Annotated in this window: 15 protein-coding genes; 6 read left to right on the top strand and 9 right to left on the bottom strand. The window is 66.2% G+C overall.

All coding sequences use genetic code 11. The annotated features are described in order from the left end of the window. Window positions 1–21: 21 nt before the first annotated feature. Window positions 22–906: a tetratricopeptide repeat protein gene (locus tag AC1DV8_RS13940; protein WP_477157856.1), complete on the bottom strand. Its 885-nt coding sequence runs from the start codon at window positions 904–906 to the stop codon at window positions 22–24. Window positions 907–1,097: 191 nt separating this feature from the next. Between AC1DV8_RS13940 and AC1DV8_RS13935 the strand changes: the two genes are divergently transcribed. Further along, complete coding sequence (locus tag AC1DV8_RS13935) at window positions 1,098–1,517, top strand: L,D-transpeptidase (RefSeq protein WP_477157855.1); 420 nt, start codon at window positions 1,098–1,100, stop codon at window positions 1,515–1,517. On the opposite strand, the gene AC1DV8_RS13930 is transcribed toward AC1DV8_RS13935, so the two are convergent. From AC1DV8_RS13930 to AC1DV8_RS13915, 4 genes are all read right to left on the bottom strand, one after another. Next, window positions 1,514–1,879, bottom strand: coding sequence for a YbaN family protein (locus tag AC1DV8_RS13930; RefSeq protein ID WP_477157854.1), 366 nt, complete (start codon window positions 1,877–1,879; stop codon window positions 1,514–1,516). The two genes, AC1DV8_RS13935 and AC1DV8_RS13930, sit on opposite strands and share 4 nt — an antisense overlap. Window positions 1,880–1,953: 74 nt before the next feature. Then, window positions 1,954–3,522 (bottom strand): glutamine-hydrolyzing GMP synthase, encoded by a 1,569-nt coding sequence (gene guaA / locus AC1DV8_RS13925; protein WP_477151361.1) that lies wholly within the window; start codon window positions 3,520–3,522, stop codon window positions 1,954–1,956. A 70-nt stretch (window positions 3,523–3,592) separates the two neighbouring features. Beyond that, the gene (locus AC1DV8_RS13920; protein ID WP_477151362.1) at window positions 3,593–4,297 is read right to left on the bottom strand and encodes a Crp/Fnr family transcriptional regulator; all 705 of its coding nucleotides are present in this window, start codon (window positions 4,295–4,297) and stop codon (window positions 3,593–3,595) included. After that, window positions 4,294–4,488 carry a hypothetical protein gene (locus AC1DV8_RS13915; RefSeq protein ID WP_477158004.1) on the bottom strand — a complete coding sequence of 65 codons (195 nt, stop codon included), beginning with the start codon at window positions 4,486–4,488 and terminating at the stop codon, window positions 4,294–4,296. The genes AC1DV8_RS13920 and AC1DV8_RS13915 overlap by 4 nt, the downstream gene beginning before the upstream one ends. Between AC1DV8_RS13915 and AC1DV8_RS13910 the strand changes: the two genes are divergently transcribed. After that, entirely contained in the window at window positions 4,441–4,797 is a 357-nt protein-coding gene (locus tag AC1DV8_RS13910; protein WP_477157997.1) for a PP2C family protein-serine/threonine phosphatase, read from the top strand. The genes AC1DV8_RS13915 and AC1DV8_RS13910 overlap by 48 nt on opposite strands. On the opposite strand, the gene AC1DV8_RS13905 is transcribed toward AC1DV8_RS13910, so the two are convergent. After that, window positions 4,766–5,956: a glycosyltransferase family 4 protein gene (locus AC1DV8_RS13905; protein WP_477157996.1), complete on the bottom strand. Its 1,191-nt coding sequence runs from the start codon at window positions 5,954–5,956 to the stop codon at window positions 4,766–4,768. The genes AC1DV8_RS13910 and AC1DV8_RS13905 overlap by 32 nt on opposite strands. A 206-nt stretch (window positions 5,957–6,162) precedes the next feature. Between AC1DV8_RS13905 and AC1DV8_RS13900 the strand changes: the two genes are divergently transcribed. After that, a complete protein-coding gene (locus tag AC1DV8_RS13900; protein ID WP_477157853.1) occupies window positions 6,163–7,389 on the top strand; it encodes an acyltransferase family protein in 1,227 nt (408 codons plus the stop codon). A gap of 4 nt (window positions 7,390–7,393) precedes the next feature. Then, entirely contained in the window at window positions 7,394–7,969 is a 576-nt protein-coding gene (locus AC1DV8_RS13895) for a DUF1349 domain-containing protein (protein WP_477157852.1), read from the top strand. A gap of 70 nt (window positions 7,970–8,039) precedes the next feature. Here AC1DV8_RS13895 and AC1DV8_RS13890 read toward each other — a convergent pair whose 3' ends face one another. Genes AC1DV8_RS13890 through guaB form a run of 3 tightly spaced genes read right to left on the bottom strand, consistent with a single transcriptional unit; the run spans window position 8,040 to window position 11,240 of the window. Then, window positions 8,040–8,444 (bottom strand): hypothetical protein, encoded by a 405-nt coding sequence (locus AC1DV8_RS13890; RefSeq protein WP_477157851.1) that lies wholly within the window; start codon window positions 8,442–8,444, stop codon window positions 8,040–8,042. A 1-nt stretch (window position 8,445) separates the two neighbouring features. Continuing rightward, window positions 8,446–9,738, bottom strand: a complete 1,293-nt coding sequence (locus tag AC1DV8_RS13885; RefSeq protein WP_477157850.1) for an RsmB/NOP family class I SAM-dependent RNA methyltransferase — start codon at window positions 9,736–9,738, stop codon at window positions 8,446–8,448. After that, window positions 9,738–11,240: an IMP dehydrogenase gene (guaB, locus tag AC1DV8_RS13880; RefSeq protein WP_477151372.1), complete on the bottom strand. Its 1,503-nt coding sequence runs from the start codon at window positions 11,238–11,240 to the stop codon at window positions 9,738–9,740. Before guaB ends, AC1DV8_RS13885 begins: the two co-directional genes overlap by 1 nt. A gap of 307 nt (window positions 11,241–11,547) precedes the next feature. Here guaB and AC1DV8_RS13875 point away from each other — a divergent pair, with 307 nt between their 5' ends. Together AC1DV8_RS13875 and AC1DV8_RS13870 are read left to right on the top strand one after the other, a co-directional pair. After that, window positions 11,548–13,599, top strand: a complete 2,052-nt coding sequence (locus AC1DV8_RS13875; RefSeq protein ID WP_477151373.1) for an elongation factor G — start codon at window positions 11,548–11,550, stop codon at window positions 13,597–13,599. Between the two features lie 55 nt (window positions 13,600–13,654). Next, entirely contained in the window at window positions 13,655–13,951 is a 297-nt protein-coding gene (locus AC1DV8_RS13870) for a GIY-YIG nuclease family protein (protein WP_477157849.1), read from the top strand. Window positions 13,952–14,353 lie beyond the last annotated feature (402 nt).

Raw genomic sequence — 14,353 nt, 5'->3', positions numbered from 1 at the left:
TACAAGTAGGCCGACGCGAACTTAGTTCGCGGGAGCGGCAGGTGCGTCCGCGGCCGGCGCGGGTTCGGTAGCCGGAGCCATGGCGGGTGCCGCTTCCATCGCCGGGGCGGCTTCCATGGCAGGCGCGGTTTCCGGGGCCGGGGCGGTGTCGAGCGCCGGACCATCGCCGACCGATGTCTCGGCGGCGGCGGCAGCGGCGGGATCGACCACGACAGGCGTTTCGGCAGCGGCCGCATCGGCGACCGGAGCGGCAACGCCCTCGGCGACCAGCTGGGCCAGATAGATGTTCAGCCGGCCGCGCAGTTCCTGGCTGGCCTGCGGATCGTTAACCGCATCCTCGAAGCTCTGGCGAGCCCCGGCGAGATCGCCGGCCTTGTACTTGACGAGACCGATCGCCTCGCGCGCGGCGTTGCGCATCGGACTGGTGCCGCTGACGAGACCGCCGACGCGCTGCTCGACCTGGGCGACATCGCCGCCGTCGACGAGCAGGTTGGCGGCGAGAACGAGCGCCAGCTCGCGGACGTGGGCGTTGGATTCGCTGGTCGACAGCGCATCATAGGCAGCAACCGCCTCGGCGGTCTTGCCGCCCTGTGCGAGCAACGCGGCCTCGCGGAAGCGCGCCAGCGTCGGATAGCCGCCATGGCCCGCGGCGATCACGTCGTCGAGCGCCTTCTTCGCAGCAGCGGCATCGGTGCCGTCCGCGAGCGTCAGCGCTGCGTAGAACTGATCCGAGGACTTCGACGAGTTGGAGTTCTGCCACCAGCTCCAGCCCTCGTTGACCGCAACGATGAGCACGATGGCCACGGCTGCGCCGATGACGTAGGGGCCGAAATTGCGCCACAGGCTGCGCATGCGATCGCTGCGCAGTTCCTCGTCGATCTCACGGATGATGTTTTCGTTGGACATGTAGCTCAAGCGGAACGGGGGTCGAATTCGGCCGCACCATAGTGAGGCGACCGCGCGAATGCAAACGCCCTGCGCACCTTGCTCCCAGCGGGTCACGAGCGCGTGAGGGCGCACATGCGAGATGCGATCTTAACAGCTCTGCAACCGGCATAAGCCAAGCTTTCGTCAGCGCCAATGCAGAGTATATCAAGATGTTGCGTCGTGTTTTACTTCTTGTTGCCTGCCTCGTCGTTGCAACGCCAGTCGCCGCCGCCGACGTTTCCATAGTCATCGATATCTCTGATCAGCATATGCGCGTCCTGGTAGGGGGCGAGCCGACCTACAGTTTCGACGTTTCCACCGGCCGCAAGGGCTATGCCACGCCCAAGGGGCGCTATGGCGTGCAGCGGATGTACAAGAAATACCACTCCAAGAAATACGACTGGGCCCCGATGCCCTACTCGATCTTCTTTCACGGCGGCTACGCCATCCACGGCACCAGCGAGGTCAAGCGCCTCGGCCGCGCCGCCTCGCACGGCTGCGTGCGGCTCTCCACCGAGAATGCCCGCCAGCTCTACCGCCTGGTGCAGGAGCATGGCAGCGGCAATGTGAGTATCCGGGTGAAAGGCTAGTTCGACGGCTCTGGCCTCGACAGCACGTACCACGCGCAGCCGGCAAAGATCGCCAGCACGCACAGGTTCAGCAGCAGGCCAGGCCGCGCGCCGATGAGGAAGGCCGTGTAGCCGAGCACCATGCCGATCGCAGCCAGCACCTTGGCGCGGCGCGGAATAGCGCGCTCGGTCCGCCAGGCGACGATCATCGGGCCGAAGCGCTGGTACCGAAGCAGCCAGTTCTCGAGCCGAGCCGAAGAACGCGCGAAGCAGCCGGCGGCGAGAATGACAAAGATCGTGGTCGGCATCAGCGGCAGGAACGCACCGATGATGCCCAGCGTGAGCAGCAGGAAGCCGGCGGCGAGATAGGCGAGGCGCACCATCCGGGAACTATGTACGGACGAGGATGCCGGGGCCGGGGGCAAGCCGGCTTTGTCGATGCCCTCGGGTTCCGGGATTACTCCCACTCGATCGTGCCGGGCGGCTTCGACGTCACGTCGTAGACCACCCGGTTGATGCCGCGCACTTCGTTGATGATGCGGGTGGCGGCGCGGCCGAGGAAGTTCATGTCATAGGGGAAGAAGTCCGCCGTCATGCCGTCGACCGAGGTCACGGCGCGGAGCGCGCAGACGAACTCGTAGGTGCGGCCGTCGCCCATCACGCCGACGGTCTGCACCGGCAGCAGTACGGCGAAGGCCTGCCAGATCTTGTCGTAGAGCCCGGCTTTCCGAATCTCGTCGAGATAGATGGCGTCGGCGCGACGGAGGATATCGAGCTTCTCACGCGTCACACCGCCCGGCAGGCGGATGGCGAGGCCAGGGCCAGGGAACGGATGGCGGCCGACGAAGCGGTCCGGCAGGCCGAGCTCGCGGCCCAGCGCCCGGACCTCGTCCTTGAACAGCTCGCGCAGCGGCTCCACCAGCTGCATGTTCATGCGCGCCGGCAGGCCACCGACATTGTGGTGCGACTTGATGGTGACCGAGGGGCCGCCCGAGAAGCTGACGCTCTCGATGACATCAGGATAGAGCGTGCCCTGCGCCAGGAACTGCGCGCCGCCGATGCGCTTGGCCTCTTCCTCGAACACCTCGATGAACAGTCGCCCGATGGTCTTGCGCTTGGTCTCCGGGTCCGACTCGCCCTCGAGCGCGCCGATGAATTTGTCAGCGGCATCAACATGCACGAGCGGAATGTTGTAGTGATCGCGGAACATCGAGACGACTTCGTCGGCCTCGTTCATCCGCATCAGGCCGTGGTCGACGAACACGCAGGTGAGCTGCTCGCCGATCGCCTCGTGGATCAGGATCGCCGCCACCGAGCTATCGACGCCGCCCGACAGCGCGCAGATCACCCTGCCCTTGCCGACCTGGGCGCGGATCTTGTCGACGGCGCGCTGGCGATAGGCCGACATGGTCCAGTCGGACTTCAGGCCCACGATGTTGTGCACGAAGTTGGCGAGGAGTTTGCCGCCATCCGGCGTGTGCACCACCTCGGGGTGGAACATCGTGGTGTAGTAGCGTTTGCGCTCATTGACCGCGATGGCGAACGGGGCGTTCTCGGAGGTGCCTACAACGGTAAAGCCCTCGGGCAGCTCGGTGACGCGATCGCCGTGGCTCATCCACACCGGATAGCGCCCGCCGACCTGCCACAGCCCGTCGAACAGCGGGCTCGGCTCCTTGATCTCGACATCGGCCCGGCCGAACTCGCGGGCGTGGCCGCCTTCGACCTTGCCGCCCTGCTGCAGCGCCAGCGTCTGCTGGCCGTAGCAGATGGCGAGGATCGGCACGCCACTGTCGAACACTTCCTGCGGCGCCCGGGGGCTGCCCTCGTCGGTCACCGAGGCGGGACCGCCCGAGAAGATCACGCCCTTGGGCTGCAGCCGGGCGAAAGCCTCGGCGGCGCTCTGGAACGGATGGATCTCGCAGTAGACGCCGGTCTCGCGCAGGCGGCGCGCGATCAGCTGGGTCACCTGGGACCCGAAATCGATGATGAGGATGGACTCGGCGGGGGCGGCGGCGATGTCTGTCATGGGCGGGAAATAAAGCGCGGCCGGGGATTCCGCAAGTCTTGCCCCGGCAAGTCGATATCGGACGTTCGCACTAGGCGGTCTGCCCGACACCCTCCACGGCGTTAGAGCGCACCAGCTTGCCCGCGAGGTTGCGGTTGAGCGCCGATTCCAGCGTCCGCCGCAGTTGCGGGTCCGCTTCGACCGCGGTGTTGAGCCGGGTCTGGTCGAACACCAGGATCCGCGCCGGTTTCGCCACCGTGGCGGTGGCGCTGGCCGGCTTGCCGGAAAGGAAGCTCAGCTCGCCGATGTAGTCGCCGGGCCCGCAGATGGCCACCACCCGGTCGCCATGCTCGATCTTGACGATGCCGTCGGCCAGGTACATCAGCCGCTGCACCGGCTCGCCCTCGGTGGTGAGAACCGCGCCGGCCTCATATCGCTCGAGGTCCGACAGATCGAGCAGCCGCTTGATGGCACTGCGGTCGACGCCTTCGGGCATGTTCTCGGCAAAGTGCTGCTCTTCCTCGGCGAAGCGATGGTGGTACTCGTAGTACCAGATGATCAGGAGCTGCCCGATGTTGACGAGCACGAAGATCGTCTCCCACAGAACGCTGACCGGATCGAACACGAAGAAGGCGCGGTAGACGATCTTGGCGACGCCGGAGGCGACCGCGAGGATACGCAGCGCCACCATCCGCCGCATCAGCATGGAGATGATAAGCAGGAAATAGGTGAAGTGGCCGAACAGTATCACCGGGTTGGAAAGGCCCCGCAGCAGTTCGTCCAGCATGGTCGTCATCTCGTGCAATCCCGAAAAGGCAGGGCCGTAAGAAGGCTATCGTCAGGCGCCGGGCATGGCTTGGTGGCTTGGCGAAGCCGTTCGACGAGCACCCGCATCACGCTCAGGCCGAAGTAAGGCGCTTCGCCGACCATGAACAGGAATTGCTTCTCGCTGATCGGAACGACGACGCAGTCGGTCTCCGCGATCACCGTGGCGCTCCTCCAGCCGCACCGCGACCTTGCCGCTGCGCACCATGTAGAACGCGGCCGGCTGGTTCAGCGAGGGTTGCGCTCAGTCCCGGCGACACGCTGGTCCTGTTCACCGACGGGGTGACGGAAGCCATGAACCCGGATGTCGAAGAGTTCGGCAACGCCCGCCTCGAAGCGCTGCTCGACGAGTACGGCCATTTGCCCCCTGCCGATCTGACCGCGCGCTTCTTCGCCGACGTCGATGCATTCGCAGCCGGGGCCGAGCAGGCCGACGACATCACCTGCCTGACGATGCGCCTGGCATCGTGACATCTGCGTACACTTCGGCCGATCTGCGCGCCATGACGCTGCGGTCGAACTGGGCGCGGCCGAACTCCGCGGCGTTGACCGACATCTGCTGCAGCGTGCCCGCATCGGAAAGCTCCAGGATGGTCTCGGCCAACTTGTCGGCGTCGTCGAAAGGGACCAACCGTCCGTTCCAGCCGTCGCGGATCTGATCGAGCGCTCCGCCACTGGGTGTACGGATCGGCACGGCGCCGCAGCACATGGCCTCGGCCACGACGAGGGCAAATCCCTCGACACGGCTTGGCAGCAGGAACAGGTCTGAGGCCCAGTAGACCTGGCGCAAGTCAGTGACAAAGCCGAGGAAGCTGAACAGCTCGGTGTCGGCCTGCGACTGGTGGGCGACGTCGCGTATCTCCTCCTCCTGGTAGCCGCCGCCAACGATCAAGCACCGCAACTCGCGCTCGGCTAGGGCCTGCCGGACCTGCCGCAACGAGTCGATGACGAGATCGTGGCCCTTGTTCCAGCTCAGCCGTCCGACGATGGAACAAACCAGCGCCTGATCGCTGCACCTGAGGGCTCGGCGCGCAGCCTGCCGTTCCTCGAGGGTCGGCGGGCGAAAATGGTCGACGTCGACGCCCGCGAGGATCTTCGAAACGCGCTCAGCAGGGACGCCGCAGGCGTCGATCAGAAAGCGCTCGATTTCAGTGGAGAGGGCAAGGAACCGGGCCGGCGGAAGCAGGCGCAGCACCGACCGGTAGCGGCGGGGATTTGCGAACTGGCTCCGTTGAGCATCCTGCGCGCCACGGGCGATGTGGACCGAAGGGTGAAAGGTCGCGACGACCGGGAGCTTCGCCAGCCAGCCCAACGCTCGCGCGATCAGCAGCATCGAGAAGCCGTGCGCGTGCAGTACCTCCACGTCGTACTTCTTAAGCTCGCGCAACAGGGTTCGCAGGCGTCCCGGAGCCGGCACCCTCATGTTGCCGCGCTCGCGGACGATCCAGGCCGCCGCGATCTCGTTCAGCCGATCGAACCGCAACTTCGAGGACGCGTCGTACTGCACAGGGCCGGAAATAATGACTACGCGCCACCCATTGTCGCGCAGTCCCTCGATCAGCGCCTCGCAATGCGATGCAACGCCGTCATCGCAGGTCACGCCCGCCAGGAGAAATGCTGCTGTCCTCATGTTTTCCACGAGCCCGACGCATACTGTTCACCGCGGCTCATTGGCGTCAACGCCAGCGCGGCACCGTCGAAATGCAGGCGGCCGACGCCGCACTGACCGCTGGAGGAGCCGATGGGGCTTGCGCGGCCCGGACTGGCAGTGGCAAATGTAATCGATTGCAGCGTTATCCGCACAGCAGATGCGGAGCTGCGGTATGAGGGGAACCGATGACTGACAACCGCCTGAATGGTGCCGATTTCGTGCGCGCCGCCGCCTGCCTCACCGTGCTGTTCCACCATCTGGCGCAGCGCATGAGCTGGAACGACAATCTTGGCGCCGTCGAGTGGTTTCGCGTGTTCGCGTGGATCGGCACGTTTGGCGTGGCGATGTTCTTCGTGCTCTCGGGGTTCCTCCTGGCGCGGCCGTTCTGGCAGGCGCTGGATCGTGGCGAGGCCGCCCCCTCGCTCGCCACCTACGCGATGCGCCGCGCTGCCCGCATCCTTCCCGGCTTCTGGCTGGCATTGCTCGTCACCTTCGTGCTGTCGATCACCGTGTTCGGCGCCAAGCTGGATGGGCAACTGGTGCTGCGGCTGTTCGCCGGCATCTTCACCGTCGCCGATTGGCACTGGGTGACGCTGTTCCCGGTCGAGGTGAACGGCCCGCTCTGGTCGATCAGCTTCGAGGTGACCTCATACGTATTGCTGCCGCTTGGCTTCGCCCTGCTGTTCCTCGCCGGCCACTGGGTGGGCAAAGGCTGGCGATCGCGGCTGCTGTGGGTGGGGGTGATCGGGCTGGCGCTGGTCGCACATTGGCTGTTCACCCGATACTACCGCGTCGACATGCACCAGCGCGGCTGGGATTTCGGCCTGATCGGCGGCGCCAAGACCTGGATGCCGCGCTTCAATCCCTTTGCCTTCTTCGCCATGTTCGCCATCGGCGCCCTGGCCGCCGGGCTGCAGGTGCGCTGGGCGCAGTACCGCAACATGCTGTTCGACGCCGTGGCGATCGCGGCGATCGGCTGGTCGCTCTACCTCATCGCTGTGCAGACGACGGCCGAGACCCCCGATGGCTGGGGCTGGCTCGGGGTGCCCTACGGCTTCCCGTGGTTCGTGCTGGCGATCGGGCTGTTTCTCTCGGCTGCCCCGTCCAGCGTCTTCGTGGGCAGCCTCCTCGACAACCCAGCCACTCGCTACGTGGCGCGCATCTCGTTCGGCATCTACATCTGGCACTATCCGGTGCTCGAGCTGGTGCGGGTCTACTGGGATCCGCTGATCGATCACGGCAAGGCAAGCGACCCGACGCGCTTCGTCGTCACCTGCGCCATCATCACGGTGATCACTTTCACCGTGGCGCACCTGTCCTATCATCTGGTGGAAAACCCGATGATCCGCTGGGCGCGCGGCAAGGAGCGGCGTGGCGCCGCCTCCCCCACGCTTTCTCCGGCGGCAGGTTGATCCGATGAAGGCCGGCAAGAGCTTCTGGCGCAACCAGCCGCCCTTCTACGAGGAGCGCGGCGACACGCTGCTGGTCCGGACCGGCAAGGACACCGACTACTGGAACAACACCTTCTACGGCTTCAAGCATGAGAACGGACACTTCCGCGCCACCGAGGTCAGCGGCGATTTCAGCTTCGAGCTGACGTTCTCGGCCAGCTACCAGCGCCTATACGATCAGGCCGGGGCCATGCTGTTCGTCGATGGCGAGAACTGGCTCAAGTGCGGCGTCGAGTTCACCGACGGGGCGATGCACTTCTCGGTGGTGGTGACGCGCGACGACCAGTCGGATTGGTCGGTGCTGAAGCTCGGAGGGGCAGCCGATGCGTCGGTAACGCTGCGACTGACGCGCCATGCCGAGGCACTACGGGTGCAACTGCGCGAGCCCGATGGTAACTGGCAGTTGGTCCGCCTCTGCTACCTGAGCATGGGCGAGACTGTCGAAGTCGGCCCGATGACCTGCTCCCCCACCGGCGAAGGGCTAGAGGTCAGCTTCACCCGGCTGGCGCTGGGGGAAGCGATTTCGCGGGAATTGCACTAGGGGCCGGAGCAGGACGCCGATCCCTCAGTCGGGTCACCTTCTTCTCCCCTTGTGGGAGAAGGCAGGCGCCTCACTCCGTGATCGTGCAATCCGCAGCAATATCCAGCGGGAACTTGCCGCCCTGCCCTTCGGCATCGGCATAGACGATGTCGACGGTTTGCTCGTCGGCGGACCACAGCGGATGGGCGTTGAGCAGCACGGCGTGAGTCTGGGTCAGGCTGAAATGGCACCCCCGGCGCGACTTGCTGCCATCGGGCGTCGTGGTTTCGGCGATGACTCGCCGCTCGCACGCCGTCTCGCCGCACTGCTCGCCAATATCCAACGCGATACGACCCGAGGGCGAGACGAAGTGGTGCCGGGCGCTGATGCCCGGGATGGCGAACCAGATCACCGCCCCGACGATCAGCAGGAATGCGATCGAGCCGACGCTCACGACGGCGACCAGTGGGACGCCGCTGTCTTCATCCCGTGCCATCTCAGCCCCGCTGCATCGCGATAACGTAGAACCCGTCGGTGCCGGTAAGGTGCGGGGTCAGCGCCACGCCACCCTCCGGCGAGAACCGGGCGCGCAGCTTCGAGCCGGAGAAATGGCTCATCCACTGCTTGTTGCCGGCGATCGCCTTGAAGTCCGGGTTGGCCTCGAGGAAAGCCGTCGCCTGCAGGGCGTTCTCGGCCGGCAGTACCGAGCAGGTGATGTAGACGAGCGTGCCGCCCGACTTCACGTACTTCGCCGCCTCGATGAGGATGGCGCGCTGCTCTTCGACGCGCACCGCCACCTGCTCTGGCGTCAGCTTCCATTTCGCCGTCGGCTGGCGCCGCCAGGTGCCCGAGCCGGTACACGGCGCATCGACCACGACGCGATCGAGCTTGCCCACGAGATCGTCGAGCACACCCTCACCCGGCGCGCGGACCTGCACGTTGCGGGCGCCGGCGCGCTTCAAACGATCATAGATCGGGGCGAGCCGGGTCCGGTCGCTGTCATAGGCGAAGATCTGGCCACGGTTCTGCATCGCAGCGGCCATGGCGAGGGTCTTGCCCCCTGCCCCGGCGCAGAGGTCGAGCACCTGCTCACCACCGCGCGCGCCGGCCAGCGCCGCGACGATCTGGCTGCCGAAGTCCTGCACCTCGAACCAGCCCTTGATGTAGCCTTCCTCGCTCTGCACGTTCGGCGTGCGGCTGTCGCGCTCGCCAGCCGGAAAGCGGATGCCGTCAGGGATGATCACCGTCGCATCCGGCGCAAACCGAACGAGCGCCCGCAGCGCCTTGTCGCGATTGGCCTTCAGGGTGTTGACGCGCAGGTCGAGCGGCGGCCGGCCGGCGAGGTCATGCGCCTCGGTCACCCAGTCCTCGCCAAAACTCTCGGCGAGGTGCGGCGCCACCCATTCCGGCACATCGCCGCGCACATGGTCCGGCGCGCCCGCCAGCGGATCTGCCGCCGTGAGCTTCGCTGCCTCATCCGCATCGATCGGTGCTGGCGCGAACCGATCACCGCCGAAGCTCTGGTTCAGCTCCTCGATGTTCTCGCCCCACTCGCGCAGCACCACGCTCAGCACCAGCGCGCGCGGCGCGTCCGAGCCCATAGCCCAGGCGTGCGAACTCTTCCGGCGCAGCGCGTCGTAGACCAGGTTGCCGATGGCGGCGCGGTCGCCCGCGCCGGCAAAGCGGTTGTTGAGCCCCCAGGCCTTCAGCGCCTCGGCGACCGGGCGCTTGTGCGCGTCGATATCGGCGAGCACATCGATGGCGGCAGCGATCCGGCCGGGCAGCCGCATCAGTTGCCGCCGCGGTAGTTCGGGCTCTCGCGAGTGATCGAGACGTCGTGCACGTGGCTCTCGTTGAGCCCGGCGCCCGAGATCTTCACGAACACCGAGTTCTCGCGGAAATCCTGCAGCGTCGGCGCACCCGTGTAGCCCATCGCCGCCCGCAGGCCGCCCGCCAGCTGGTGCAGCACGTTGCCGGCAGCGCCCTTATACGGCACCTGGCCCTCGATGCCCTCGGGCACCAGCTTCAGGCTGTCCTGCACTTCCTGCTGGAAGTAGCGGTCGGCCGAGCCGCGGGCCATGGCGCCCACCGAGCCCATGCCGCGATACGACTTATAGGAGCGGCCCTGGTAGAGGTAGACCTCGCCCGGGCTCTCGTCGGTGCCGGCAAGAAGCGAACCCACCATCGCGCAAGAAGCACCACCGGCCAATGCCTTGGCCAGATCGCCTGAGAACTTGATTCCACCATCGGCGATCACCGGAATGCCGTGCTTGTCGCCTTCCTCGGCGCAGGCCATGACGGCCGCCAGCTGCGGTACGCCGACACCGGCGACGATGCGGGTGGTGCAGATCGAACCCGGCCCGATGCCGACCTTCACCGAATCCGCACCCGCCTCGATCAGCGCGCGAGTGGCCTCGGCGGTCGCGACGTTGCCGGCAACGATGCGGGTCGAATTGCTCTCGCGCTTCACCCGCTCCACCGATTTCAGCACGCCCGACGAATGGCCATGCGCCGTGTCGATCACCAAGAGGTCGACGCCCGCATCGATCAGTGCCAGCGAGCGCTCGAAGCCTGCATCGCCGACACCGGTCGCCGCGGCGACGCGAAGCCGCCCCTGCGCATCCTTCACCGCGTGCGGGTTGAGCTGTGCCTTCTCGATGTCCTTGACCGTGATCAGCCCGACGCAGCGGCCCTCGTCATCGACCACCAGCAGCTTTTCGATGCGATGGGCGTGCAGCAGGCGCTTGGCCTCGTCCTTGCTGACGCCGTCGCGAACGGTCACGAGGTTTTCGTGCGTCATCAGTTCGGCGATGCGCTGGCGCGGGTTGGTGGCGAAGCGCACATCGCGGTTGGTGAGGATGCCGACGAGCTTGCCGATCTTCCGGCCGCCCGCGCCGCCATTCTCCACCACCGGAATGCCGGAGATGTGGTTAGCCTCCATCAGCGCCAGCGCGTCGGCCAGCGTCGCGTCGGGGCCGATGGTGATGGGGTTCACCACCATGCCGCTTTCGAAGCTCTTCACCGCGCGGACGTGTTCGGCCTGCACCAGGATGTCGAGGTTCTTGTGGATCACGCCCATGCCGCCGGCCTGCGCCATGGCGATCGCCATGCGGCTCTCGGTCACCGTGTCCATGGCGGACGACAGGATCGGGATGTTGAGGAAGATGTCCTTGGTCACCCGCGTGCGGATGTCGACATCGGTCGGCAGCACGTCGGAGCGCGCAGGCTGCAGCAGCACGTCGTCGAACGTCAGTGCGCTATCGCCGGTGATGGAAGTAATGATCTTCGCCAAGGGTCGGGCCCTTCCCTTCTGAGCATCAGAAAAACGGAAGCCCGCAGTGGGAACGACTCGACGTCCGGCTGCGGGTTGGCGAGGGTGATTACCACCGGACTCGGGGTTTGGGAAGGGTGCTCTCTGCAGGGCTGGTGCGCGCCGCCTTCCACCGGGGTAGCCTCGGTGATCCACAGCCCCCCGACGCCGATTGGCTCAGCCCCTCTGGAGCGCTACAGTATCGGTGCGGACGCGCCTCAACGGTGCGAGGAACACGCACCGGGGAGGACGTCGCCAGAGGAACAAATCACGAACCCAGGAGGAGTAGATGGCAAACGACAACGGCAGACAAGCCGGGCCCCGGTGCATCGCGCTGGTGGGGCCGTTCGCGAGCGGCAAGACTTCGCTGCTCGAAGCGATCCTGATGCGCACTGGGGCCATCACCCGACAAGGCCACGCCAAGGACGGCAACATGGTGGGCGATGCCGCACCGGAGGCCCGCTCCAACGGCATGAGCGTCGAGGTCAACGTCGCCGAAACCGAGTTCATGGGCGACCGCTACACGTTCATCGACTGCCCCGGCTCGGTGGAGTTCCAATATGAGGGCCTGCCCGTCCTCGCCGGCGCCGACATGGCGGTGGTGGTGGCGGAAGCCGACCCCAAGAAGGTCGCCGCCTTGCAGTTGATCCTCAGGGATCTCGAGGCGCGCCAGCTGCCCCACCTCGTCTTCCTCAACAAGATCGACCGGCTCTCGGGCCCCGTGCGCGACATCCTCACGATGCTGCAGCCGGCGAGCCGCGTGCCGCTGGTGCTGCGCCAGTTGCCGATGACCAAGGGCGGTGTCGTCACCGGCTGCATCGACCTCGCGCTTGAGCGGGCGCATGTCTATCACGAGGCCAAGGAGAGCGAGATCGTCGCCCTGCCCGATGGCGAGAAGGCCGACGAGGTCGCCGCTCGCACCGCGATGCTCGAGCAGATCGCCGATTTCGACGATGTGCTGATGGAGCAGTTGCTGGAGGACGTGGCGCCGGAAAAGGACCTGATCTTCAAGGACCTGGTCGAGGAGATGCGCGCCGGCAAGATCTGCCCGGTGTTCATCGGCTCGGCCGAGCACGGCAACGGTATCACCCGCCTGCTCAAGGCGATCCGCCACGAGGCGCCGACGGTTAAGGAAACGCGAGCCCGCCTCGGCCTCGCCGATGGCACCGGCACGGTGGTCCAGATCATGAAGACCATGCAGACTGCCCGCAGCGGCAAGATGTGCGTCGCCCGTGTGCTCAGCGGCAGTGTCGCCGATGGCGCGACGCTCCGCTCCGCCGATGGCCGTGAAAGCAAGGTGTCGGGTATCTTCCGGGTCATGGGCCAGGAGACGCAAAAGCGGGAGGCGGCGAAGGAAGGCGAGACCGTCGCCCTTGGCAAGGTCGAGGCGGCCCGCACTGGCGATACCCTGTCGGCCGGCCGCATGGTGCCCGACCTGATGCCACCGCCCGAGAGCGTGCCGATGATGGCGATCGCCGTATCGCCAAAGGAGCGCAAGGACGACGTCCGCCTTTCCACCGCTCTGCAGCGCATCCTCGAGGAGGACCCGTCGCTGCGGCTCACGCACGTGCCCGAGACCGGCGAGACCGTGCTCGAGGGACACGGCGAGATGCACCTGCGGGTGGTCATCGAGCGGCTGACCAACCGCTATGGCGTGCCGGTCACCACCTCGGTGCCGCGCATCGCCTATCGCGAAACCATCAAGAAATCCGCCAACATCCGCGGCCGGCACAAGAAGCAGTCGGGCGGTCACGGCCAGTTCGGCGATGTGGTGCTGACCATCAAGCCGCTGCCGCGCGGCGCCGGGCTCGGCTTCGACGAAAAGATCACCGGCGGCGTGGTGCCACGCCAGTACATCAGCTCGGTCGAAGCAGGCGTCCGCGAGTATTTCGACATGGGCGGCCCACTCGGCTTCCCCGTGGTCGACGTGGCCGTGACGCTGACCGACGGCTCGTATCATACCGTCGACTCCTCAGACATGGCGTTCCGGCAGGCGGCGCAGATCGGCATGCGCGAAGGCATGCCGCAATGCGAGCCGGTGCTGCTCGAGCCGGTCATGGAGGTGACGGTGCATTGCCCGAGCGAAGCTACGGCGCGCATCAACGCCATCCTCCCGCGCCGACGCGGCCAGATCGTCGGCTCCGACACCCGCGATGGCTGGGACGGCTGGGACGACATCCACGCGTATGTTCCAGCGGCGGAGATGCAGGACCTGATCATCGAACTGCGCTCGGCGACGGCGGGCGTGGGCAGTTTCGAACAGGAGTTCGACCACCTGGCGGAGATCAGCGGGCGGTTGGCTGAGGAAGTGGCGAGCAAGTACGGGAGGCAGGCGGCTTAGGCCTGCTGATGTTGACGGCGTCCACCTGCGTCGATCCGATGTTTCGGGGGCGCAGGTGGGCAAGCAGTTCTTCGTCTACATGATGGCAAGCAGCAAGCGCGGCACGATCTACACTGGCGTGACGTCGAACCGTGTTGCGCGCGTCTACCAACACCGAACCCATGCCATCGCCGACAGTTTCACCGCCCGATACGGCGTGACGAAACTGGTCTGGTTCGAGGAACACGGCAATGCCGAGTCCGCGATCCCTCGTGAAAAGCGGATCAAGGAATGGCGTCGAGCGTGGAAGGTGGAGCTGATCGAGGAAACCAACCCACAATGGGACGACCTCTGGGACCTGATCGTCTCCTGACCAACCACCTCCACCACCATCATCTAGATGCTGCCATGTCCCGATCTAACCCACCCACTAGCCGTCATCCCGGCGAAAGCCGGGACCCACTGCTCGAACGGTTGGTCTGGGCACGACCCCATCCGGTCCATCACAGCAAGGTCGGACGTGCTCGCGCGGGTGGATCGGCCCGTGCACTGGGTCCCGGCTTTCGCCGGGATGACGGCAGGTGGGAAGGGCAAAAGCGAGCACACCGAAATTTCTTATCCCCCCACTCCGCCACCATGCGATTCTCCCACCCATCCGCTGCACCGAAGCGAGATCATGACGAGTGGTTGGTGCGGAGGAGACCGGGTGGGCTGCGGGTCGCTGCAGTTCAGGCGGAAACCATCACGGCAAGGACCGGTTCGCCGGTCAAGCCGC

It is taken from the genome of Devosia sp. P3_B2 (assembly GCF_056402875.1).
This window is presented reverse-complemented; position numbering and strand designations above follow the sequence as displayed.

Bases quoted from the DNA above. Each gene is read 5' to 3' on its own strand.
- AC1DV8_RS13875 (WP_477151373.1), top strand. From the start codon at position 11,548: ATGGCAAACGACAACGGCAGACAAGCCGGGCCCCGGTGCATCGCGCTG.
- AC1DV8_RS13890 (WP_477157851.1), bottom strand. From the start codon at position 8,444: ATGGCACGGGATGAAGACAGCGGCGTCCCACTGGTCGCCGTCGTGAGC.
- AC1DV8_RS13905 (WP_477157996.1), bottom strand. From the start codon at position 5,956: ATGAGGACAGCAGCATTTCTCCTGGCGGGCGTGACCTGCGATGACGGC.
- AC1DV8_RS13900 (WP_477157853.1), top strand. From the start codon at position 6,163: ATGACTGACAACCGCCTGAATGGTGCCGATTTCGTGCGCGCCGCCGCC.
- AC1DV8_RS13935 (WP_477157855.1), top strand. From the start codon at position 1,098: ATGTTGCGTCGTGTTTTACTTCTTGTTGCCTGCCTCGTCGTTGCAACG.
- AC1DV8_RS13940 (WP_477157856.1), bottom strand. From the start codon at position 906: ATGTCCAACGAAAACATCATCCGTGAGATCGACGAGGAACTGCGCAGC.
- guaA (WP_477151361.1), bottom strand. From the start codon at position 3,522: ATGACAGACATCGCCGCCGCCCCCGCCGAGTCCATCCTCATCATCGAT.
- AC1DV8_RS13920 (WP_477151362.1), bottom strand. From the start codon at position 4,297: ATGACGACCATGCTGGACGAACTGCTGCGGGGCCTTTCCAACCCGGTG.
- AC1DV8_RS13885 (WP_477157850.1), bottom strand. From the start codon at position 9,738: ATGCGGCTGCCCGGCCGGATCGCTGCCGCCATCGATGTGCTCGCCGAT.
- AC1DV8_RS13930 (WP_477157854.1), bottom strand. From the start codon at position 1,879: ATGGTGCGCCTCGCCTATCTCGCCGCCGGCTTCCTGCTGCTCACGCTG.
- AC1DV8_RS13895 (WP_477157852.1), top strand. From the start codon at position 7,394: ATGAAGGCCGGCAAGAGCTTCTGGCGCAACCAGCCGCCCTTCTACGAG.